Source organism: Ramlibacter sp. G4-7 (assembly GCF_057784995.1).
This window is the reverse complement of the sequence record NZ_JBYNTT010000023.1, coordinates 32,405-53,632: the sequence shown is the minus strand read 5'-3', so window position 1 is coordinate 53,632 and position 21,228 is coordinate 32,405. Positions and strand designations below refer to the sequence as shown.

Sequence of the window (21,228 nt, the reverse complement as noted above, 5' to 3'; positions counted from 1 at the left end):
CGATGCGCACCACCACGATCGCACTCGCACTTGCTTTCGCCGCCGCCGCCGCGGGCTGCGGCCGCAACACCGACAGCGCAAGCTCCACCGGCACGGCAAGCACCGGCTCGGGCAGTTCCAGCACGACGGCCGCGGCGCCGACCCCTGCGCCAGCACCGGCCCCCGCGCCGGCGGCAGCGCCGTCACCGGCGCCCGCGACGACCGACACGGCGGCTGCTCCTGCGGCGACTTCCACGGCCGCGGCAGGCGCGGGCGCGGGCGGCGCGTCCGGAGGGCAGGCGGTGTACACGGCCACCTGCGTCGCCTGCCATGGCGCCGGGGTCGCCGGCGCGCCCAAGCTGGGCGACAAGGCCGACTGGGGCCCGCGCATCGCGCAAGGCAACGACACGCTGTACCAGCACGCGATCCAGGGCTTCACCGGCAAGAAGGGCATGATGCCACCCAAGGGCGGCAACACCACGCTGCCGGACGACCAGGTGAAGGCGGGCGTCGACTACATGGTGTCGCAGGCGAAGTAGAAACGTTTCCCTCCCCCCGGGGGGGAGGGAGTCAATCCGAAGGGCGCACTGCGAACATCCTGCGGATCGGGTCCGTGAACATCACGCGCACCAGCCACAGCGAGAGCGCGGAGGAGAAGACGTTGGTCGCGAGTTCCAGCGCCATCTGCTCCCTCCACTCGAACAGCGGGTAAGGGGCGGTCAGCAGCGTGATGGCAACGTACACCATCCTCGCCCAGTTCCTGCCCTGGAGGATCTTCACGTAGAGCCAGATCGTCAGGGGAAGGAAGACCAGGAGCGCCAGGGCGATGCCGTACAGGTAGCCCTCGCGCGGCCGGGTGGAGGCGAACAGGACCGAGACGATGCTCAGGGCCACCAGCGTCCACAACATGGCCTTGAAGAGCGTGAAGGCGTCCGCGGCCTGCGTGTCCGCAGCGTCCTTGCCCGACCTGGGCTCCTGGCCGAGGGCCGGGGCGATGGCGGCACACAGCCGGTCCACGTCCGCCGCGAACCGGGAGTCCGACACCTCGATCGCGTTGCGCCGGGTCAGCGCCTGCAGGTCGGGCGGCAGCGCCGCGGCTTGCGGCATGCTCGCGCCCGCGACCAGCACGGGGATGACGCGCACGTCACCGGCCAGGGCGGCGCGCAACTCCTGCGCGACGAAATCATCGGATCGCATCAATCGGCGCTCGCCTGTCGCGTCGATGGCGCTTTCCCACTTCGGGCCGATCACGGCGAGGACGACCTTGCTCGCGGCAAGCGTCCTGTCGATGGCATCGACGAAGTCTTCGCCGGGCGCGATGGCATCGATGTCCATGAACACCTTCGCGCCGGGGAAGCGCTGGCGCAGGTGGTCGTACAGCCGGCCTGCGTAGGGCGCGCTGTCCTCCCGCCGGTAGTTGATGAAGACACCCGACATCGCCTCTCCGTTGCGACGATCACCCAGCAGGGGGGCCCTGGAAGACGCCCGTGGTAGCGTACGCGTCCAGCGCCTCACGCATCGCCCGCGCCATGGCGGGATGCCCGGGATCGTGCCCGGCGCCCGGGATGAGGCGCAAGTCCGCGCGCGTGCCCAGCGCCTGCGCCAGTGCCGCTGCGCCTTCGGGCGGACAGACCCGGTCCTCCGCCCCTTGCAGAATCAGGATGGGCACGTCGGGCAGGGCCTCGCACCGCGCAAGCAGCCCGGGCGAGGCCAGCCAGCACCCGTGGCGCAGGTAATGGCTCTGGATGCGGTAGCGGTCCACGAGCACGCCGATGTCGCCCGGCGCCGACGGCGCAGCGCCGGACAGCGACTGCTCGATCGCCCACCAGCACGTGGCCGCCGCGCGTCTCGCGGCCCGCGAGCCGTTGGCGAACAGGTCCGCGAGGAAGTCCGGCAAGGCGCGGCCCGCGGCGGCCGCCTGGCGCTGCAGCCCGGCCCAACCCGCGTCGGCGAAGAAGCGGGCTATGTCCTGCGGCCGCGCGAGGAAGACATTGCGCAGCAGCAGTCCCGCCACCGCCTGCGGTTGGTCGATCGCGTGCAGCAGCGCGAGCGTCGCGCCCCAGGAGCCGCCCACCACGAGCCAGCGCTCCACGCGCAGGTGTTCGCGCAGCAGGCGCAGGTCCGCCAGCAGGTCGGCCAGCGTGTTGTGTTCGATGGCACCGCGCGGCGTGCTGTGTCCGGTGCCGCGCTGGTCGGGGCAGACGATGCGGTAGCGCGCAGGGTCGAGGAAGGACCGCTGCAGCGGCGACGAGCCCGAGCCAGGGCCGCCATGCAGCACGAGCGCGGGGATGCCCGCCGCGTTTCCGTGCTCCTCCACGTGCATCACGTGCCCGTCGGGAAGCGGCACCTTTCGCTCGATCACGTGCATCACGGGACTCCACGGACTCAGACGTGCACGGCCCGCCCCAGCGCCCGCATCGCCGCTTCCTGCACCGCTTCACCCAGCGTCGGATGCGCGTGGATCGTCCCTGCCACGTCCTCCAGCCGCTCGCCCATCTCCAGCGAGTGGCTGAAGACCGCGGCCAGTTCCGAGACGCCGCGGCCCACGGCCTGCCAGCCCAGGACCTGGTGCTTGTCCTTGCGGGCCACCACGCGCACGAAACCTTCGCCGCCTTCCATGCTCAGGGCGCGTCCGTTCGCCGCGAAGGGGAACTGGGCGACGAGCACCTCCATGCCCTGCGCGGTGGCCTGCTCGGGGGACAGCCCCGCCACCACCACCTCGGGGTCGGTGAAGCACACCGCGGGCACCGCCACGGGCTCGAAGCGGTGCCGGTTGCCGGCGATCACTTCGGCGACCACCTCGCCTTGGGCCATGCCGCGGTGCGCGAGCATGGGCTCGCCGGTGAGGTCGCCGATGGCCCACACGTTGCGCATGGAGGTGCGGCACTGCGCGTCGACCTTCACCGCGCGGCCGTCCATGTCCAGGCCCAGGGACTCCAGGCCGAAGCCGGAGGTGCGCGGACGACGCCCTGCGGCCACCAGCACGTGCTCCGCCGGCAGCACGTATTCGTCCGCGTTGCTGCTGCGGATGCGCAGGCCGTTGCCCGGCGCCGTGAGTCCCACGGCCTGGCAGTCCAGGTGCAGCGTCACGCCGAGCCGCTTCAGGCTCGCCAGCACCGGACGCGTCAATTCCTCGTCGTAGGCGGGCAGCACGCGACCGGTCGCCTCCACGACCGCGACCTCGGCGCCCAGCTTGCGGAAGGCGATGCCCAGCTCCAGGCCGATGTAGCCCGCGCCGACCACGACCAGGTGGCGCGGCACGCGCGTGAGCGCCAGCGCCTCCGTCGACCCGATCACGGCCCCGCCGAAGGGCAGCCCGGGCAGGGCGACCGGCTCGGAGCCGGTGGCAAGCAGCAGGTGCTCGCAGCGCACGCGCACCGGTTCGTCGGCTGCCGTCACCTCCACGGTCTTGCCATCGAGGATGGTCGCGCGTCCCTGCAGCACCTGCACGCCGGCCTTGCGCAAGAGCGCACCGACGCCGCCCGTGAGCCTGGCGACGATGCCGTCCTTCCAGCGCTGCGTCTGCGCCAGGTCGATCTGCGGCGACTGCACGCGGATGCCCAGCGGCGACTCGCTGGCGTAGCCGCAGGCGCGTTCGAACGCGTCCGCCGCGTGGATCAGCGCCTTCGACGGGATGCAGCCGACGTTGAGGCAGGTGCCGCCCAGGCCGGCTTCCTCCACCAGCACGGTGGGCACGCCCAGCTGGCCGGCGCGGATGGCGGCAACGTAGCCGCCGGGGCCGCCGCCGATCACGAGGAGGGTGGTGTCGCGTTCCTTCATGGCCTCACTCCACCAGCAGCAGCGCCGGCTGCTCCAGCAGCGCGCGCACGGCCTGGATGAAGCGCGCCGCATCCATGCCGTCGACCACGCGGTGGTCGAAGGAGGAGGACAGGTTCATCAGCTGCCGCGCCACGACCGCGCCGCCTCGGAACACCGGCCGCTCCATGATGCGGTTGACGCCCACGATGGCCACCTCCGGATGGTTGATCACGGGCGTGGTGACGATGCCGCCCAGCGGCCCGAGGCTGGTGATGGTGAGCGTCGAGCCGCTGAGGTCCTCGCGCGTGGCCTTGTTGCCGCGCGTGAGCTCCGCCAGCCGCGCGATCTCGGCTGCCAGGCCCCAGAGGTCCTGCGCCTCCGCGTGCCGCACCACCGGCACGGCCAGGCCCGCATCGGTCTGCGTCGCGATGCCCAGGTGCACGGGGCGGTAGCGCGTGACGATGCCGGCGTCGTCGTCGAAACGCGCGTTCATCTGCGGGAAGTCGTCCAGCGCGACCACCACCGCGCGCGCGATGAAGGGCAGCAGCGTCAGCTTGCCGCGCTGCCCGGCGAAGCGTTCGTTGAGTTGCGCGCGCAGCGTCTCCAGCTCGGTGACGTCGATCTCCTCGACGTAGCTGAAGTGCGGGATGCGCCGCTTGGACTCCTGCATCTTCTGCGCGATGCGCCGGCGCAGCGCCGTGAGGGGCAGGGCTTCCTCGCCCTGGCGCGGGCGCAGGCCGGTGGCGCGCGCCGCGCTGGGCTGGCCGCGCGAGGCGAGGTAGACGTCGAGATCCTCGTGCGTGATGCGCCCGGCCGGGCCGCTGCCGTGGACGAACTGCAATTCGATGCCGAGGTCCCAGGCGCGCTGGCGCACGGCCGGGGAGGCGAGGGGCTTCTCGCCGGGCTTTCTTGCTCCCTCCCCCTCTGGGGGAGGGCTGGGGAGGGGGCGCTCGGAGCGCTGCGGCGCTTGCACGGGCCGTGGCGTGCCCTCACCCCGACCCTCTCCCAGGGGGAGAGGGGGAGGGACCGAGGGAGGATTCGCGGAGCGTTCGACGGCGGCAGGCGTGATCACCGCAGCCGCCGCCGCGGACTCCTTCACGTTCCCCACGCCTTCCACCTCCAGCCGGATCAACTCCGACCCCACCGCCAGCACCTGCCCGACCTGCCCGCCGAGCGACGTCACCGTCCCCGCCACCGGCGACGGCACTTCCACCGTCGCCTTGTCCGTCATCACGTCGGCGATGGCCTGGTCTTCCTTGACGGTGTCGCCGGGCTGCACGCGCCAGGCGACCAGTTCCACTTCGGCGATGCCTTCGCCGATGTCGGGCACGCGGATCGTGTAGCTGCCCATGTCATGCCTCCATCGCCCGCTTCAGCGCCGCGGCCACGCGCTCCGGCCCGGGGAAATAGGCCCACTCGGTGGCGTGCGGGTAAGGCGTGTCGTAGCCGGCCACGCGCTCGATCGGCGCTTCGAGGTGGTAGAAGCAGTGCTCCTGCACCAGCGCGGAGAGCTCGGCACCGAAGCCGCTGGTCTTGGTCGCCTCGTGCACGATCACGCAGCGGCCGGTCTTCTGCACCGAGGTGACCACCGTGTCCAGGTCCATGGGCCACAGCGAGCGCAGGTCGATGATCTCGGCGTCGACGCCGCTTTCCTCCGCCGCGGCCTGCGACACCCACACCATGGTGCCGTAGGCCAGCACCGTCACCTGCGAGCCGGGGCGGAACACCGCGGCGGACTCCAGCGGCACGCGGTAGTGGCCCGCGGGCACGTTGCCCAGGTCGTGCTTCGACCATGGCACCACGGGCCGGTCGTGGTGGCCGTCGAAGGGACCGTTGTACAGGCGCTTGGGCTCCAGGAAGATCACCGGGTCGTCGCACTCGATGGCGGAGATCAGCAGCCCCTTGGCGTCGTACGGGTTGCTGGGCATCACGGTGCGCAGCCCGCACACGTGCGTGAACAGCGCCTCCGGGCTCTGGCTGTGCGTCTGGCCGCCGTAGATGCCGCCGCCGCAGGGCATGCGGATCACCATGGCACAGGTGAAGTCGCCGGCGGAGCGATAGCGCAGGCGCGCGGCCTCGGACACGATCTGGTCGCTGGCCGGATAGAAGTAGTCGGCGAACTGGATCTCCGCCACGGGCCGCAGGCCATAGGCCGCCATGCCCACGGCCGCGCCCACGATGCCGCCTTCGTTGATCGGCGCGTCGAAGCAGCGTGAAGAACCGTACTTCGCCTGCAGGCCTTCGGTGACGCGGAAGACGCCGCCGAAGTAGCCCACGTCCTGCCCGAACACCACGACGTTGTCGTCGCGCGCCATGACCACGTCCAGCGCGGAACGCAGCGCCTGGATCATCGTCATCTGCCGCACTTCGCCGGCGGCGCTGTCGTCTGGGACCTGCTTCGTCTTGGTGAGCATCTTCAGACCCCCAGTTGCTGGCGCTGGCGCCGCAGGTGCGCGGGCATCTCGGCGTACACGTCCTCGAACATGGTGGACGCACTCGGGATGTGGCCGTCCAGCAGCGTGCCGTGGCTCTCGGCCTCCTTCTGCGCCGCCGCCACTTCGGCTTCGAGCTCCGCCTGCACCTGCTGGTGCTCCTGCTCGGACCAGGCGCCGATGGCGACCAGGTGTTGCTTGAGGCGCTGAACCGGGTCGCCGAGCGGGAAGCGCTGGTAGTCATCGGCGGGCCGGTACTTGGACGGATCGTCCGAGGTGGAGTGCGCGCCGGCGCGGTAGGTCACCCACTCGATCAGCGTCGGCCCGAGGTTGGAGCGAGCGCGCTCCGCTGCCCAGCGCGAGGCGGCCAGCACCGCCAGGAAGTCGTTGCCGTCCACGCGCAGCGAGGCGATGCCGCTGCCCACGCCGCGCGCCGCGAAGGTGGTGGACTCGCCGCCGGCGATGGCCTGGAAGGTGGAGATCGCCCACTGGTTGTTGACGACGTTGAGGATCACCGGCGCGCGGTACACGTGCGCGAAGGTCAGGGCCGTGTGGAAGTCCGCCTCCGCCGTGGCGCCGTCGCCGATCCAGCCCGAGGCGATGCGCGTGTCGCCCTTGATCGCCGAGGCCATCGCCCAGCCCACCGCCTGGATGAACTGCGTGGCGAGGTTGCCCGAGATGGAGAAGAAGCCGGCGCGCTTGTACGAATACATCACCGGCAGCTGCCGGCCCTTGAGCGGGTCGCGTTCGTTGGACATGAGCTGGCACATCAGCTCGGACAGGGAGATGTCGTCGCGCGAGAGCAGCAGCCCCTGCTGGCGGTAGGTGGGAAAGCACATGTCGCCCGCCTCCAGCGCCTGCGCGTGCGCCACCGCGATCGCCTCCTCGCCGAGGCACTGCATGTAGAAGGAGATCTTCTTCTGCCGCTGCGCGACGAGCATGCGGGCGTCGAAGATGCGCGTCTTCATCATCGCGCGCAGGCCGCGGCGCAGTTGCGTGGGCGAGACCTCGGGGACCCAGGGGCCGACCGCCTTGCCTTCGGGATCGAGGACGCGGATCAGGTCGTAGGCGAGGTCCGCGGTGTCGAAGTGGGAGGTGTCGACCGGGGGCCGCCGCACCGCGCCGGCCTGCGAGAGATGCAGGTAGGAGAAGTCAGTCAGGTTGCCGGGGCGGGCTGAGGGCTCCGGGACGTGCAGGCGCAGGGGAGGGTGCGTGCTCATCCGTTGTCTCCGTGACGGTGTTGGAGATTGTGCAGGGAGGATCGCAATCGGGGGAGACCACCGGCCAGCGCCATCGAACGCCAGATGTTTGCTTGGCCAGGAGCAGCCGTGTCACCGTTCCGCACGCATGTCTGGCATTTGCGGGATCGTGTCCGAAGATCACACTGCTACTGCGCTGGTAGATCCTTTCAGGCGAGATGCAACGTCGGTGGATGACCGCTTCAGACTGAGTGCGGTCGGTCGGATTGGGCCGCCCCGATGACGGCGTCCGCCGATACCTGACATTTGCCGACGCACGCGGAAACACACCGCGATTGGTCGAAAGCCGCCCATGGGCCGAACAAGGCTGCAGATGCAAGACATTGATGCCGGACTGGCACATGGCCCAGCACGCGCGAACCAGGCGTCTGCCTTGTTGAGGAGGTGAGGTCTACTTGATGGTCGAGTCTTTGGCTGACCATTCCGAAAACGAGCGGTGAATGTGGCTGTGAGACTCCCATATCCGCTGCCTTGCGGGGGTACGGATCACATCGTGGCCTTCCATCTTGTTCAGCCACTCCCTTTCCCCCCAATTGCACCAGACGAGGACTTGGCGTGTCTCGGCGAGGTAACGGCGAAGAAGATCCGCGCGGACATACAGGAGGCTGTGTCGATTTCCCTTCCATCCGTCGCCGGCCTCGCGATAAAGACTTCCAGGATTGCCCGCCGCATCGTAGAAGTCGATCTCGCGATTCTTGCTCGCCAGACCAAGTCGCTGGATCAGTTTCGGCGCGGGAAGGTCAAAGCCCGAGAAATCGTTCTGCGTCGAGTGGTACGACTCCCAGCCAAACTGAATGGAGGGAACCTCGATGCGGATGCCCGGCACGCGCCGCATTTCATACGTTGGTTCGAGCAACCGCACAAGCGAACGCTCTGACTCCACTCCATCTTTGGAGACCAACTTGATCGTGAGGGTTCGTGCTGGTGTCTTGCGCTTCGTGTAGACCCGCTCGTAGCTGTCAAACGCCTCCCCAGTCTGCCGGCGGTACGTTCCGTCCCGCTGGCGTAGTCGTCGCACGTAGTTCTGGCGGCGCCCAGCCTCACCGGCGTAGAGGTAAGTCTCGGTCGCCCCCTTAGGAATCGCGTGGTTACCCGGGTACTCAATCGCAAGGAACTTCGAACGGAGGGCCTGGACGTCTTTGCGTGCGATGAACAAGCCTCGCAGAAACGCAAAGAGATCGCGATCGGTACTCGCGTCAAGGCCGCGGGCGAAGCCTTCAATAAGAACCCACTCACCCGGGTGCCTATTGATTTCCGGAACAACGAGCAGTGAATTCCAGCTCGGTGTGAAACCACCTCCGACCCACGCGTCGGTGTCTCCTCCCCAGTCACCAAACAGGTCGGGGATCGGCGGCGTCCATTGGGGTGGGCGCTTGGGAAAACTTGGATCCACGCCGCAGTCGGACGTCCTCTCGCCGAGGCGCCAATCCGGCAGCTTCCTCGCAGCCTCGCGCTCACCCCACATTTCGAAGTATGCGATCCACGAGTACTTCTTGCCGTACCGGTCCACCTTGTCCTGGTCACGTGCATTCCAGGAGGCGTTTCCGATTTCGCGATCAGCATTCCTGAAGCGCTCCTCGCGATACCCCAGGTCGAACATGCGACGTTCGATCTTCGCACGAACCTGCACGTAGCCCGGATGCTTGTCGTCGTAGTTCGAGCGCTGGGGGATCAACCGCCCAATCGTGTAGTTGCCGAAGTCCATCTGGATCGCATGACCGATGGCGTCTTTTACCTTGGGATCAGGTGTGCCGTTGCTCGTGAAGGTCGTAGGCGTGTTCGGATAAGGCGGCGCGAGGTTGCGGCTTGCGGTTTTGGGCAGTGCGACGCATTTCGCCCGCTGCGCCATCTCGATGATCCCCAGCGCGTAGTCTCGCATCAGCGTGTGGTGGGTCGCATACTTCGCACCGGGTGCGAACATCTTGCGGTACAACGTCTTGGCGAACGACCCGAGCACAGATCGAAACGTCGTGGCGTTTTCGGAGTCCACGAGCGACAAGGTTGTTCCGTAGGCGGCCGCCAGCATCCGTTCCGGCAAATACGGGTCATTGAACGCAAGGCTGGTCTCAAGGTGGGTGAAGAGCACTTCGGGGAACCGCTCGCCGATCAATACGAGCGCCTTGGTCGCAATATCGCGATCGGCGCGATCGACCGTCGTCAGGACGAGCGAGAGCAGGATGACAAGCTCCTTGGCGGACTGCGGGGTCATGTTCGCCGTGCTCAGCTTCTGTGCCCACGTCAGCAGCCTGTGAATGGTGGGCGATGCGTACCGCCGCCGAACGTACTCGGACCACTGCAGATCCCGATCCGACATCGGAAAGCGTGCAAGGAAGTCATACAAGCGCCGGGCGTGGTACGGATGCTTCGGTTTGGTCGAGACGGCGGCCAGTGCGTCAACCACTCGCTCCCATGCTTGGACCCCCGCGTTCAAATACTGATTGATGACAGCCCGTGTTCCCTCGGTAAACGCCGCCGGGTCGCGCCAGAAAATCCCCTCGATGAACGGGTCGAAGTACGCATCCAGATTCTGGGCTCGTTTGGGCAGCACGAAGAACAGCTCACACTCCTTCCCCGGCAGCCGCGTGCCCACACGCTCCGGAAATTCCGTGATCAGTGCCTGCGCCCAGCCTGGCTCTGCGTATTCACGCTGATAGCGGCTCGCCGTCCGAAAGATTCGGGCGAGCGGCGATTTGGCCGAGAAACTGCGCCTGATCGTGGCCGCTGAAGACACGTCAAGGTGCGTCTTCAGCAAGTGCCGCGCGACCAAATGGTCGCTGAAGCGCTGGTAAGGCAGGCGGAAGACGACGCGGGACTTGAAGCCGGATCGGGACGAGTACCAAATCGCGTCTTCTTCGATCAGACCATTCGTGCGCAGTGCCTCCAGAAGTTGACGTCGCTGCGCCGGCTTTAGTGCCGGGCAATTTGCGGCGATGATGCGATCCGCCTCGGCGGGCCGAACATAGCCGCGCAAGTTGACCGCCATGCATGGTGCGAATCCGGCGAGGCGCCTGTCAGCGATTTGATCGCTACCCTTCAGCAAGAACCAGCATCCCTTGGCGTTCAGGCCGAATTCACTCTCGATCGGCTCGCCGATGCGCTTAACGAACGATTCGAGCACAAAGGTCATCCCCTTTTGTCCAGAGGCAATCCCAGCGAATCCCTTGGCCAGCTTCTTGCCGGTGAGGTTCTGCAGCGACTGGCAGATCAACTTCAGCGTGAGGGGCCGCGAGAACTCGCGGTCAAGCAGCGGCACCTCGGGCAGCGGAAGGCCGTAATACTCGAAGAAGGCCGCCTGGGCATCGAACTCCTGATCGTCGAATCCGAGGTGCGTCACCTTGTGGAACTTGTCCAAGTCGTTCTGCTCCATCGCAATTGACTCGAACGGTGTCCGGCACGTGACGATCAACCCGACACTTGGGCGCGATGCAACGAGGGATTGAAGGGTGCTTACAGCTGCGCGCCACTCCCTCCGACGTCCTTCGTTGACGCCATCCACGATGACGACTGCGCGCTCCCCTCGCTCGTCGGCCAGCGCCTGAAGTTGGTCGAAAATCTCATCTTCACTGCGGCCCGCTTCGATGCGACCGCAAATCTCGGCGACGACACGCCCTTCGAAGTTCTTGGCCAGGACCAGGACGGTGGCTTCGCCTCGCGCCATCCGCATCTGCGTGACGTCACACAGCAGGTGCGTCTTGCCCGTGCCCCACTCGCCGCTGACCAGTAGTAGCGGGTCGAACAGGACCTTGAACGCTGCGCTCTGAACGAATTCTCTTTCGTCTCGCACGACGCCCAAGCACCGTCCAATGGAGTTCATGTTGCCGCGGACGGTATTGCGTTCGGAGGAGTAGCCGCCATCCCCTGTAGTCGGCGGCAGCTTGGCGTCCTCGGCGCGCCAGTGATCCATATCGGCTTCAAGATCGGATTGGAGGCGCCCAAGTTGCTCAGACCACTCGTCCGCCGCCCGGGCATCCCCCGCCCGCAATCGGCTCACGATCGATGGCAATAATTTGCGCGCCTCGTCCGTCAGCGTTTGAATTGCGTCGCGCCGCTGACTGCAGTTTTTCGCGCTGTCCCACGCCTTCGAGAACGCATCCAGGACACCGTCCAACCGCGCGCGCGCCCCCGCGCCGCAAGCGACGTTCTCAATGGCGGTGAAGAGTGATTCGATCCGGAGGTTCGGCGCGTTCGGATCAACGCCTGGTGTGTACCTCTGCCCAGCTTGCTTGATCTGGTCCTTGGAGAGACTTGTCAGGGCTGCCAGGAAAGAATCGGGATGCGACGACATACCAAGACTTTAAGGTAGAGCAGCCGTCATCGGCAGTTCCTCCCTGGGAGCGTCTGGCCTTTGGCCTGCCATTTACGGAATGCCCGAAGCGTGCTGCGGTGCCGTTTGCACGCCCACGACCCTTGGCGCAGAACCAAGGTCATTTGGCGCGGCTGGCAGCGGGACTAACTGCCTGAATCAGGCACCGTTAACTCGGCGCCCTCCGCCGGCCGACCGCACCCGCTGCACTGCCGACTTTCGTTGGCCGAACGGCGCGTCAAGACTGGGGGCGGACGGTCGGCTTAGGCCGACCCGATGGCGGCGGCCGCCGATACCTGACATTGGCTGACGTACGCAGAGACAGAGCACGATTGGCCGGAAGCTGCGATCCAGGTCGTGAGCTTGGGAAGCTCAGGTCCTGCCATTGAACGACGCCTGCGGGACGGAGCGCATTCTAGCGGTCTTAATCCCTGAGTTGAGATGAGTGGGCGCAGGCTTGGGTGAGACCTACATGTGGTGCGGGGCGCCCAATGTGCAAATTCACACGCCCATGCAAACGATCAAGGTGACAGAGAGCGCGTACTCCCCTCTGTCGCGAGGGTGCATCGACCTGATAAGCTGAGCAATAACCGAGGGGCGCATAAGGGCTTAGGATCGCAGGTTGCCCATGCGTTGGCTGCCGACATGTCTTACGTGCCCCCACCAAGCGACGTCCCGGACTGCTTCCGGGGGTTTGCGTCTGCTCCGGCAAAGACGCCTTTCAATGGGCATGGCAAGCTCCGGAAACGCTGGAAGGACGCCACGGGACGCATCCTCGAATGGGACTACATGCACGGACGATTCGAGCAGTACTCGCCGCAAGGAAACCACTTGGGGGAGTTTTCTCTTGACGGCGATCAGGTCAGCCCCGCGGATTCTGGCAGGAAGGTGAAGCCATGAGTCTTCTGCACTATCTCGTCGCATACGACCGCGACACTGAGGCGTTGGCCGACAAGAGGCCGCTTGAGATCTCCCAGGAGCAACTACAAAAGGTCTTGGGACTACCTCCTGAAGCCGATCTGATAGGAAATTTTCTGGTCGACGAGAGGCACGCAGATCGCCTCCGCCACCTCGGATTAGTTCTCGATCTTGATCACCGCCTCTACTACGTCGAAGCCGAAGCCCCGACGCGGGAGGTGCGAGCAAAGGTGAAGAGCCTCACCCGGCTTAGAGCGGCCGCTAGCCGAGCGCCGGAGCAGCCGCGTGACAAGACTAAGTGGGAGATCAAGGACTTCCTTTCTGAGGAAAGCCTCGACTTCGCGCTGTCACACATCACACGCTATTACGATTCTGATTTCTTTCCACGTGCGGAAGAGTTTCTTGCACTAGCTCATTGTTGGAATGAAGTGAAGAGGTTCCTGCTCTCCTCAGAGTCTGCTGAGGTCCTCGGGGCTGCTGCACTAGCTGAGCCTTGGCCAAAGGCGCGCGGAGGCTTCCGAGTTGTCCACCGCCTTGAACCACTCGACGCAGTTGTCTACACCGCGCTGGCACGGGAAATTGCTTCTGACGTAGAAGCATCCCGCGCACCGCGAGACGTGGCTTGCTCGTATCGGTACTCCGAAAGCGCGGACAGCTTCTTTGGTCGCAGCACCGGGTACGACGTTTTCACTGAAAGGTGTGAAGCGCTGGCGCGGGCGCATTCCTTCGTTCTGAGCACAGACATTGCCGACTTCTACAACAGCATCTATTTGCATCGCCTCCAGAATGCGATTCAGTTAGCCGCATCGAAGAGAGCCACCGTCTCGAAATGCGTCGAGCACTTCCTTATGACGCTGAATACAGGCGCTTCTCAGGGGGTACCTGTAGGTCCGTCGGCGAGCGTCGTGATGTCTGAAGTGACCTTGAACGATGTGGACCAGTTCTTGTTCAATAAGGGCGTCAAGCATGTGCGCTACGTCGATGACGTTCGAATTTTCTCGAACTCGCGGAACGCGCTGAACGTCCTGCTTCAGCAACTAACAGTCTATCTGCACGAGAATCAACGCCTTGCTCTCAATCCAGAGAAAACGTTCATCGAATCTACGGCAACGTTCATCGGCCGTTTACGTGATTCGGGCGAAGCCCGTAGGAACCAAACTCTCGCAGACATTGAGGATACAGACCCTTATGACGTCGGCGACGACGCTTACGAGGAAGATGAAGACAGTGACTATTCTGACGAAGCTGCGGATCTGCTCGAGAGCACGTTGGACAATTTGCTAGGGAGCAGAAATCTCGATCTTGGCCTCGCAAGAAAGGTTCTACGGAAGGCGCGATCTAGTCTGATGTCGCGCTTGGGCGGGGCGGTACTCTCAAACTTGGAGTTCCTGTCGCCGGCGATGAACGATGTGGCACTGTATCTGGATTCCATTACTGATGCAGAGTTCGTGGAAGAGCATCACGAGCTTCTCGAGCGTTTGTGCGACAGCGATGCAATGGATGTTCGCGCGATCCGCATGTGGATGGAGTGGTACTTCTCACGCCACGAAAGCTTGCTAAGACTCTCGCGCGTTCGATCTTTCGTTTTTGAGAGTAATAGCTTACGCCCGCAAGCTCGGGCCGCGATAACGCTACGAAGTGAAGCGTGGATCAAGGAGCACAAGACCCGGCTGTTGCACTATGCCTACTGGGATCGCCGGTCGATTATTCTGGCGTCCTCCCTGTTGTCGCAAGACGAGCGGGAGAAGTGGCTTGCGAAGCTCATGAAGGGTAGTCGCCTCACGTTTGTGGACCAGTGCATGGTGAAGTGGGTCATGGCTGGTCGTCCAAGTCCCCGGAGTGCTCAGGGCGAAGAAGATGATCCAATAATGCAATAGCTTACCCAGCAGCAATGGCCGCGATATGGATGCTCCTTTCTCTTTCTTCGCAACCGGCGTGGCCTGTGTGAGCTGAAACAACCGATGTGTCCGTCCTCAATGAATCGGGCCACCCAGGTGGCCCGATTCATTTTCGTCCGGAGGTTTGGTCCGAGACCGTTAACTCGGCGCCCACCGACCACCGACCACCGACCGCAACCGCTGCACACCCGGCCTTTATTGCCCGAACGGCAGGTCAAGACTGGGGCGGTCGGCCAGGGCGGGCCGCGCGAATGACAGCGGTCGGCGAAACCGTCGTTGGGCCGACAGGCACGGTGAGTGAGCGCGAATGGGAGAAAGCGGACATGCCGGTCCTGCACCTCGGACGGAGTCAAAGCGCTGGAGCTCGCCAGAATTGGCGCGAGGGATACCTTGTGCGGGCGATGCACGGGTCGCCGTCTTTGCCTCGGTAGAAGTTGTAGAGCAGATCGATGAAGCCTTCGAAGCCGAACAGCTTCGTCGGCTGCATCAGGTATAGCCCGGCGAATAGGGGCCGTAACTTGGCACGGCCTTCGCCTCACCCGACCCAGGAGACCCTTACTTCTCGGCGCTATAACAGGCAACAAAGGAGGGTATTCAGACAGCAGCGTTACCATCGCGCGCGAGGAGGGCACTGATGGAGAGAAAAGCACCTGGCGATCTTTGGCAAATGTCGCCTAGAGAGTTCAATCGATGGCGAGCCGAAAACGATATACCGGAGCTCCTCGCACGGCTAGCAGAGTTTCTACCTCACTTCGAGGACTGGATGGCGACACATGGCCTATCCCTTGATGTTCTGCGCCAAGTTGTGCCCACCGGCTCAGTATTTAAGGGCGTTCAGGTTTCCAACGAGATTCTGTATCGCGGACTCATTCCCCCAAGCAAATCTGAGGAGATTTTGCTCGTCCGCGCTTCGAACGACGAGATTGCCGGGGACCTGCTCGAGCCATACAGCGCGGAAGTTGCCAACAACCCCAACCGGCCAGAACCTCTCACCTACGAAGCTCGCTTTCTGCCTTACTTCCCTTGGTTGCGGGCGCAGTTCGGAGCGCACGCTACGATCCCGTTCGATGAACGGAACAAGCAGTCCGCCGAAAGCTTTCGGTTCACTCTGTGGGAAGCAGTTAATCTTCCCGAACGGAGTCGAGCGTACCTATTTGGCAAGATCCCCGTTCTCAAGCTAGGAGGCCTGACGCTCACGGGCCGGGTGGAGCTCGGGGGCCGAAACCTTGACTTCGCCGACCTTGACCACCTCACGCTCGACAACTTTCAGAGCAACTCACGCTTTGCCCTGGCCTGCTTCGCGAGCGTTCGGCATCTAAGAATTTCCAACTCAAATTTTCCGTTTCTGGGGTTGGATGAGTGCGTGCTCCTGGATACCGAATATGAGAGCTGCCGGGTGCAGGACCATCATTATCGGAACTTGTCCGCTGGACGCGTCGTTTTTCGCCGCTGCAGCATCTACCGTGTGTCTTTTCGCGGCGCCTCTGTGCTGCCCATGTTTGAGGACTCGGACATCAAATCTGTCTTTTTTGATCCCTTACGCGGAGCGAGTCATTACAGGGCTAACGCTGAGACGTTCCGGCTGCTGAGGGTCGCTGCTCAGTCAAACGGCCTACGTCACGAAGCTTCTGAGTTCTTTTATCAGGAGCGCGTACAGCAGACAAAAGCATCCTGGGCGCCCTATCGGGAAGATGGATCGCGCATCCCGGACTACGGCGGAACTGCTAGAGAGATTATCCGAGACTACAGGCTGGGAATTCTGGACCATACTGCACTGAGGAAACGAGTGCTGCGGTTTTTGAAGTTCTACGTCTTTCTCGTTTTGCCACCGCGAGGGCTGAAATTCCTTTCGCTAAAACTGAAGTGGATGACGTCGGTCGTAGAGTGGGCGGTCTGGGGCTACGGTGAGCGCCCGGCACGAGTTCTCGCCGCATCGCTCACCGCGATCGCCATCTATGCCGCAATCTATTCCCAGTTTCCTGCCGACATAAAGGCTGCCGGCGTAAGTAGCCCCGGATGGCGCGAGTTCTTGTACTTGTCCCTAACTAGCTTCACGTCGCTAGTCTTTGGCGACATCAGCCCTCAGCCTGGACCGCTCCAACTACTTTGTGTCTCTGAGGCTCTTCTAGGTGCGCTAGCTGCAGGGCTGATCGTGGCGGCATTCACCAACCGTGGAAGATACTGACATCGTGTTGCTCAAGTTAAGCGGCCATATGTCAGAGTTGGGATGTCCGCGTTCGACCCGTTGCCGTCCGTGCGCTTCCATAGCGCACGGCGGCTCAATGGCCGCATTGGACTCGAAACCGTGACCTCGTCGTTCACCGGCCACCGACCGCTCCCGCTGCGAAGGAGGCGTTCTCCATGTCGCGAGGAGCGGCAGCCAAAAGGCCGCTAAGTGCATTCGCGCGAATGTCTTCTCGCGGCCAGGAGCTGCCGTCGGTGCCAAGGCCCTCTGAAGCGACCGCATGCAAGGCCTGCCAGAAGCAGACATGTCATCGCCAAAGGCGGTTCAGCTCGCGCCCGCGGCCGAAACGCATCTTTGTTCCCCCTGTCGGATCGGAGGGGCCATTGTTCGGGGATGGGGCGTGCCGGCCCACAGGGAACCCCCGCGTGCGCCTTGGCTGGTCCGTTACGACGGCGCCAGTTGGCGAGGGCTCAAGCGACCCGTATGTTCGGCAGCTTGCTCGAAAGCTGGATCGATTCGCGCAGCGTCAGCGAGAGCATGTTGCCGATGTCGGCGAGCAGGTCGTTGCCGGGGGCCTCGGCGATGCGGCGGTGGAAGGCGAGGTCGGCTCCAGCTCCGTGAGGTCGAACTCCTGCATGTCCCTGAAGTGCGGGATGCGCCGCTTGGACTCCCGCATCTTCTGCGCGTTGGAGGTGCGGTGGAGGGCGCTGGCTCATCCGGTGTCTCCAACGGGGTGGGGAAATTGTGCACGGTGCAGAGCGCGTAGGGGCGGTCATCAGCTCGTGGAATGCCGTGGAGAGCGGGCATCTCGACCAGCTCCCTCGTCATAATCCGTGCACCGCGCCGCGATCGCCCGGCCAGGGATGTCCGCCATATTTTCAGCCCCGTCATCAGCCGCCTTGCGGATCATCGCTGCGACATGCGTCCTGGCGCTTCTGTACGCCGGGCGCGAGATCCTCGCCCCCATCGCGCTGGCCAGCGTCCTCAGCCTGGTGCTGGCACCGCTCAAGCGCAAGCTGGCACGCGGCGGGATAGGGCAGGCCGCCGGGGCCGGGCTCTCCCTCCTCGTTGCGGCTGCGGGCATCGCTCTTGCAGTCATCTTCATCACGTCGCAGTTCATTGCCGTCGCCACGGACATGCCGCGCTACAAGGAAGCCGTTCGCGGCAAGTTGCAGCATGTGATGGACCTGACGATTCGCCCGCTGGAGCGAATCCATTCGGAGATCGTCGGCGTCGTCCCGCAAGCTCCTGCCTCGGCCGCGGGGCGGGCCCAGGCGCGACCGGGCGCTCCGGCGTCCCGGGCCCCTGCGCCGCCGGAAGCGCTGCCGCCGCAGGGGAGCACTGCGGCCATCGTCCTGTCCTCGCTGTGGCGCCCCGTTTCCAAGGCAGGCATCGTGCTGGTGCTGCTGGTCTTCATCCTCCTGGGCCACGAGACCCTGCGCGAGCGCATGATCCGCCTCGCGGGCGAAGCCGATGTGGGCCGGACCATGCAGGCGATGGAAGACGCGGCGCAGGGCGTCGCGCGCTTCTTCTTCTCGCAACTGGTGGTGAATGCCACCTTCGGCTTGGTGCTGGCGCTGGCGCTGTGGCTGGTCGGCATCCCGCATGCGGCGCTGTGGGGCGCCCTGGGCGCCGTGGCCAGGTTCATCCCCTACGTCGGCGCGCTGGGCGCAGGCGTCGTGATCGCCGCTTTTGCGGCAGCGGTCGATCCGGGCTGGTCCCTCATGTTGTGGAGCATCGGCTGCTATCTCGTCCTGGAGGTGGTGGTTGCCCATTTCGTCGAGCCGCAGGTCTATGGACACAGTGCCGGTCTCGCGCCGCTGGGCGTGATCGTCTCCGCCCTGTTCTGGGGAGCCATCTGGGGGCCGCTGGGCTTGCTGCTCTCCACCCCCATGACGCTCTGCCTGGTCGTGGCCGGGCGACATGTGCGCGCACTCGAACCCATCACCGTCATCTTTGGCGAGACGCCCGGTCTGACCGAGGGATTGCGCCTGTACCAGCAGGCCCTGTCGGGGGACGCGCACAACATCATCGCGTCAGCGCGCCGGTACTTGCGACGCAGCAATTTCGCCCGTTACTGCGACCAGTTCGTGCTGCCGGCCCTGGCGCTGGCGTCGGCCGACGCGCGGCAGTCGCGGATCGGCGCAGAACAGCACGAGAGGGTGCGTCTCGCGATGCGGGAGGCGACCGAGGTGCTCGCCCGGATCCCGTCGACTGGTGATGCCAGCCGGCGCCGCCGCTCCACGTCGCTGCTCGACGCGGATGTCGGGGCCCATCTCGCGGAAGTGCGCGAGAAACGCCTCCGCCTGTGGGCGGGGCCGGCCGCGGCGTTGCATTCGTCGCTCGTGGTCTGCGTCGGGCTCGGTTCCGGGCGGGACGAACTGCTCAATGCCTTGCTCCAGCAGTCGCTGCGCGACGAAGGCATCGAGGCGCGGAGCCTCTCGCTGGACGTCGGCTCGGACTACGGCCTGGGCGCGGTGGTCGCATCGAACGGCTGGGGCAGCTCCGAGCTCGTGTCCACGGTGGTTCTTGCCTACCCGCTGCAGGAGGACCACGAGTTGTGGCAGTCCCTCTCGCTGCGGGTCCGGGACGCGTTCCCGTTTGCGATGGTGCTGACCGTGCGGCCGCCCTACGAGGAAGGGCTGGCCGACGAGACGCTCGTGCGAGGGCCGGTGGACCTGGTCGTGCGTTCCTTCTCCGAGGTCGTGGCATTCGTCCTGTCGGGGCGCGCGACGGCTGCATAGGAACACGCCTCCATCAGGCAGGCGCCATGGGTTTTTGCGTTGACGTGGGACGTGCCGCCTTCGTCGGAGAAGTTGGCCAGCAACCGAACGTGACCGGGCAATTGCTAATCTGTCCCCGGGGTCCAGCTGGCGTACCTGATCGTGCCCGCAGGTGTGAGGCTCGCTGCAACCGCCCGCGCGACCGCCGCGATTGCCGCTGCATCCGCTTCGCGCAAGTCGGGGCGCGCGGCATGGCTGATGCAGCAGATGGTGCCGAACACCTGCCCGTTGGCAAGCACGACGGGGGCGCTGAGGTAGGCGCGAATGTTCAGCACCTGGGTGATGCGAAGCGCAGCGGCTTCCGGCGCATTCTGCGTATCCGGAATGATCACGGGCAGGCGGCCGTCGACGATGCGCTGGCAGTAAGTGTCCAGCAGCGGGTCCGAGCGGCCCGGCGCCACCGTCGATGCCGCCTCACCTTCGGCGCTCACCACTTCGAAGACGCGTTCCTTGTCCATGAAGCGCGAGACAAATACAACGTCCATGCCCAGGCTGCGGCGCACCTGCGTCAGCAAGAAGGTCAGCGGCCCATAGAGATCAGGACTTGCGCTGTCCGCTGTGGCGCGCGCGAACTCGGCTGCTGCTGCAGCCACCTGCTCGGCTCTGGTGGACCCGGAAACGCCTTCCATCGGAACAGATTCTGCGGATGCGCCTGGCTGGGGCCGCGTAGGTGCTCACGCCGCGCTGCTGTCCTGTTGCAGAGGCGAGCCTGGGCAGAGGTCGGCCAGAAGCGGCCGTGCCATGCGGGATCCGCTTCTTTCAGAGCCGGATGGCCCCTGCCTGCTGCTACTTCGACGCTGAGGCAGGCGCGCTGGAGCCGCTGGCGGCGCCGCTGGAACTGTCCCCGGGCTTGTTGCACGCTCCCAGCAGAGCAGTGGCAGCGATCAACAGTAGCGCAGTCAGCTTCTTCATGATGCTTCTCCTGGTTGCGATCGAAGGCCGCCTACTATTGCGCAGAATGCGGCAGGCTTGTGTAAGCGTTGTCTGCTCCGCTCAGCCGGTGTGTGCAAGCCTTGGGGCGTCGTGGCGTTTTGGCGCGTGGAAGAATCGCGCATGCTCGAGACGATGAACTTGCGCACGCCCGTTCTGGTCACGGTCCTGGCGGCCCACTTGTCGGGCTGCGGGTCCATGCCTGGGAAGAACGACGTGGTCACCGTGCAGGTCTGGCAGGTGTTCGGAAAAGCAGACCAGCGCGGCCGCCGCTTGAACCCGGGGGAACTGGCCGGCTTGCAGGCGGCAGGCGTGAAGGATGTCGACATCGATGCGGGGCGGGTCGTGGGCGTGAGTTGTGCCGTGATGACCGACGGCTGGTGGGACAGCCTCGCCGTGTTGCCGGGTGGGGTGCAGGCGGACGTGGGGACGACACTCCGCGTGCGGGTGGTCGATCCAGGCGACAACGACCGGCTCGGCGTGAGTGCCTTCGTCGGTCTGCCGGCGCAACTGCCGCGCGGTGGACAGGCATACCGCTTCGTGCCGAATTGGCGCGAGCTGGGTCGCAGGAACAATTTCGAGCAGGTCGAACTCGCTCCGGATCTCCGGGACAAGTACCTGATCGTCCAAGGCTCGTACCAGGTCAAGTGCAATCCACCGGGGTGACGTGCGCCCGCTGGCGGGAATGGCAGGCGGAGCGGCGGGAACGTCAGTCTGGGGCGCGTCGCGCCGTCGTCGTGCCGGACGACCCCCGGCCCGCGCACCGAGCCTCGGCCGGTGCA

15 protein-coding genes are annotated in these 21,228 nt (G+C 65.1%); 6 read left to right on the top strand and 9 right to left on the bottom strand.

All coding sequences use genetic code 11. From position 1 onward, the window contains the following. Positions 1–2 precede the first annotated feature (2 nt). On the top strand, positions 3–518 hold the full coding sequence (locus tag AC3EGR_RS23230) for a c-type cytochrome (RefSeq protein WP_488548905.1): 516 nt from the start codon (positions 3–5) through the stop codon (positions 516–518). 31 nt (positions 519–549) lie between these two features. Here the strand turns inward: AC3EGR_RS23230 and AC3EGR_RS23225 are convergent, their stop codons facing one another. The 7 genes from AC3EGR_RS23225 to AC3EGR_RS23195 all read right to left on the bottom strand — a co-directional run bounded on the left by AC3EGR_RS23225 (position 550) and on the right by AC3EGR_RS23195 (position 11,714). Continuing rightward, positions 550–1,416, bottom strand: coding sequence for a toll/interleukin-1 receptor domain-containing protein (locus AC3EGR_RS23225; protein ID WP_488548904.1), 867 nt, complete (start codon positions 1,414–1,416; stop codon positions 550–552). 19 nt (positions 1,417–1,435) lie between these two features. After that, positions 1,436–2,347, bottom strand: a complete 912-nt coding sequence (locus AC3EGR_RS23220; RefSeq protein ID WP_488548903.1) for an alpha/beta fold hydrolase — start codon at positions 2,345–2,347, stop codon at positions 1,436–1,438. Between the two features lie 17 nt (positions 2,348–2,364). Then, the gene (gene lpdA, locus AC3EGR_RS23215; RefSeq protein ID WP_488548902.1) at positions 2,365–3,759 is read right to left on the bottom strand and encodes a dihydrolipoyl dehydrogenase; all 1,395 of its coding nucleotides are present in this window, start codon (positions 3,757–3,759) and stop codon (positions 2,365–2,367) included. A gap of 4 nt (positions 3,760–3,763) precedes the next feature. Beyond that, positions 3,764–5,089, bottom strand: a complete 1,326-nt coding sequence (locus AC3EGR_RS23210; protein ID WP_488548901.1) for a dihydrolipoamide acetyltransferase family protein — start codon at positions 5,087–5,089, stop codon at positions 3,764–3,766. 1 nt (position 5,090) lies between these two features. Next, positions 5,091–6,152 carry an alpha-ketoacid dehydrogenase subunit beta gene (locus tag AC3EGR_RS23205; RefSeq protein ID WP_488548900.1) on the bottom strand — a complete coding sequence of 354 codons (1,062 nt, stop codon included), beginning with the start codon at positions 6,150–6,152 and terminating at the stop codon, positions 5,091–5,093. A 2-nt stretch (positions 6,153–6,154) separates the two neighbouring features. Beyond that, positions 6,155–7,390, bottom strand: coding sequence for a thiamine pyrophosphate-dependent enzyme (locus AC3EGR_RS23200; RefSeq protein ID WP_488548899.1), 1,236 nt, complete (start codon positions 7,388–7,390; stop codon positions 6,155–6,157). A 430-nt stretch (positions 7,391–7,820) separates the two neighbouring features. Next, positions 7,821–11,714, bottom strand: coding sequence for an NACHT domain-containing protein (locus AC3EGR_RS23195; protein ID WP_488548898.1), 3,894 nt, complete (start codon positions 11,712–11,714; stop codon positions 7,821–7,823). A 663-nt stretch (positions 11,715–12,377) separates the two neighbouring features. On the opposite strand from AC3EGR_RS23195, the gene AC3EGR_RS23190 reads away from it, so the two are divergent. From AC3EGR_RS23190 to AC3EGR_RS23180, 3 genes are all read left to right on the top strand, one after another. Further along, positions 12,378–12,632: a colicin E3/pyocin S6 family cytotoxin gene (locus tag AC3EGR_RS23190; protein ID WP_488548897.1), complete on the top strand. Its 255-nt coding sequence runs from the start codon at positions 12,378–12,380 to the stop codon at positions 12,630–12,632. Then, entirely contained in the window at positions 12,629–14,527 is a 1,899-nt protein-coding gene (locus tag AC3EGR_RS23185) for an RNA-directed DNA polymerase (RefSeq protein WP_488548896.1), read from the top strand. Before AC3EGR_RS23190 ends, AC3EGR_RS23185 begins: the two co-directional genes overlap by 4 nt. A gap of 655 nt (positions 14,528–15,182) precedes the next feature. After that, the gene (locus AC3EGR_RS23180; protein ID WP_488548895.1) at positions 15,183–16,733 is read left to right on the top strand and encodes an ion channel; all 1,551 of its coding nucleotides are present in this window, start codon (positions 15,183–15,185) and stop codon (positions 16,731–16,733) included. 470 nt (positions 16,734–17,203) lie between these two features. Here the strand turns inward: AC3EGR_RS23180 and AC3EGR_RS23175 are convergent, their stop codons facing one another. Beyond that, on the bottom strand, positions 17,204–17,449 hold the full coding sequence (locus tag AC3EGR_RS23175; protein ID WP_488548894.1) for a hypothetical protein: 246 nt from the start codon (positions 17,447–17,449) through the stop codon (positions 17,204–17,206). 183 nt (positions 17,450–17,632) lie between these two features. Here AC3EGR_RS23175 and AC3EGR_RS23170 point away from each other — a divergent pair, with 183 nt between their 5' ends. Then, a complete protein-coding gene (locus AC3EGR_RS23170; RefSeq protein WP_488548893.1) occupies positions 17,633–19,477 on the top strand; it encodes an AI-2E family transporter in 1,845 nt (614 codons plus the stop codon). A 104-nt stretch (positions 19,478–19,581) separates the two neighbouring features. Here AC3EGR_RS23170 and AC3EGR_RS23165 read toward each other — a convergent pair whose 3' ends face one another. Further along, positions 19,582–20,145, bottom strand: coding sequence for a GAF domain-containing protein (locus AC3EGR_RS23165; RefSeq protein ID WP_488548892.1), 564 nt, complete (start codon positions 20,143–20,145; stop codon positions 19,582–19,584). Positions 20,146–20,569: 424 nt separating this feature from the next. Between AC3EGR_RS23165 and AC3EGR_RS23160 the strand changes: the two genes are divergently transcribed. Then, positions 20,570–21,112: a hypothetical protein gene (locus AC3EGR_RS23160; RefSeq protein WP_488548891.1), complete on the top strand. Its 543-nt coding sequence runs from the start codon at positions 20,570–20,572 to the stop codon at positions 21,110–21,112. The last annotated feature ends 116 nt before the right edge of the window (positions 21,113–21,228 follow it).

Excerpts from the sequence above, each read along its gene's own strand:
- AC3EGR_RS23230 (WP_488548905.1), top strand. The coding sequence starts at position 3 with ATGCGCACCACCACGATCGCACTCGCACTTGCTTTCGCCGCCGCCGCC.
- AC3EGR_RS23225 (WP_488548904.1), bottom strand. The coding sequence starts at position 1,416 with ATGTCGGGTGTCTTCATCAACTACCGGCGGGAGGACAGCGCGCCCTAC.
- AC3EGR_RS23220 (WP_488548903.1), bottom strand. The coding sequence starts at position 2,347 with ATGCACGTGATCGAGCGAAAGGTGCCGCTTCCCGACGGGCACGTGATG.
- lpdA (WP_488548902.1), bottom strand. The coding sequence starts at position 3,759 with ATGAAGGAACGCGACACCACCCTCCTCGTGATCGGCGGCGGCCCCGGC.
- AC3EGR_RS23210 (WP_488548901.1), bottom strand. The coding sequence starts at position 5,089 with ATGGGCAGCTACACGATCCGCGTGCCCGACATCGGCGAAGGCATCGCC.
- AC3EGR_RS23205 (WP_488548900.1), bottom strand. The coding sequence starts at position 6,152 with ATGCTCACCAAGACGAAGCAGGTCCCAGACGACAGCGCCGCCGGCGAA.
- AC3EGR_RS23200 (WP_488548899.1), bottom strand. The coding sequence starts at position 7,390 with ATGAGCACGCACCCTCCCCTGCGCCTGCACGTCCCGGAGCCCTCAGCC.
- AC3EGR_RS23195 (WP_488548898.1), bottom strand. The coding sequence starts at position 11,714 with ATGTCGTCGCATCCCGATTCTTTCCTGGCAGCCCTGACAAGTCTCTCC.
- AC3EGR_RS23190 (WP_488548897.1), top strand. The coding sequence starts at position 12,378 with ATGTCTTACGTGCCCCCACCAAGCGACGTCCCGGACTGCTTCCGGGGG.
- AC3EGR_RS23185 (WP_488548896.1), top strand. The coding sequence starts at position 12,629 with ATGAGTCTTCTGCACTATCTCGTCGCATACGACCGCGACACTGAGGCG.
- AC3EGR_RS23180 (WP_488548895.1), top strand. The coding sequence starts at position 15,183 with ATGGAGAGAAAAGCACCTGGCGATCTTTGGCAAATGTCGCCTAGAGAG.
- AC3EGR_RS23175 (WP_488548894.1), bottom strand. The coding sequence starts at position 17,449 with ATGAGCCAGCGCCCTCCACCGCACCTCCAACGCGCAGAAGATGCGGGA.
- AC3EGR_RS23165 (WP_488548892.1), bottom strand. The coding sequence starts at position 20,145 with ATGGAAGGCGTTTCCGGGTCCACCAGAGCCGAGCAGGTGGCTGCAGCA.
- AC3EGR_RS23160 (WP_488548891.1), top strand. The coding sequence starts at position 20,570 with ATGCTCGAGACGATGAACTTGCGCACGCCCGTTCTGGTCACGGTCCTG.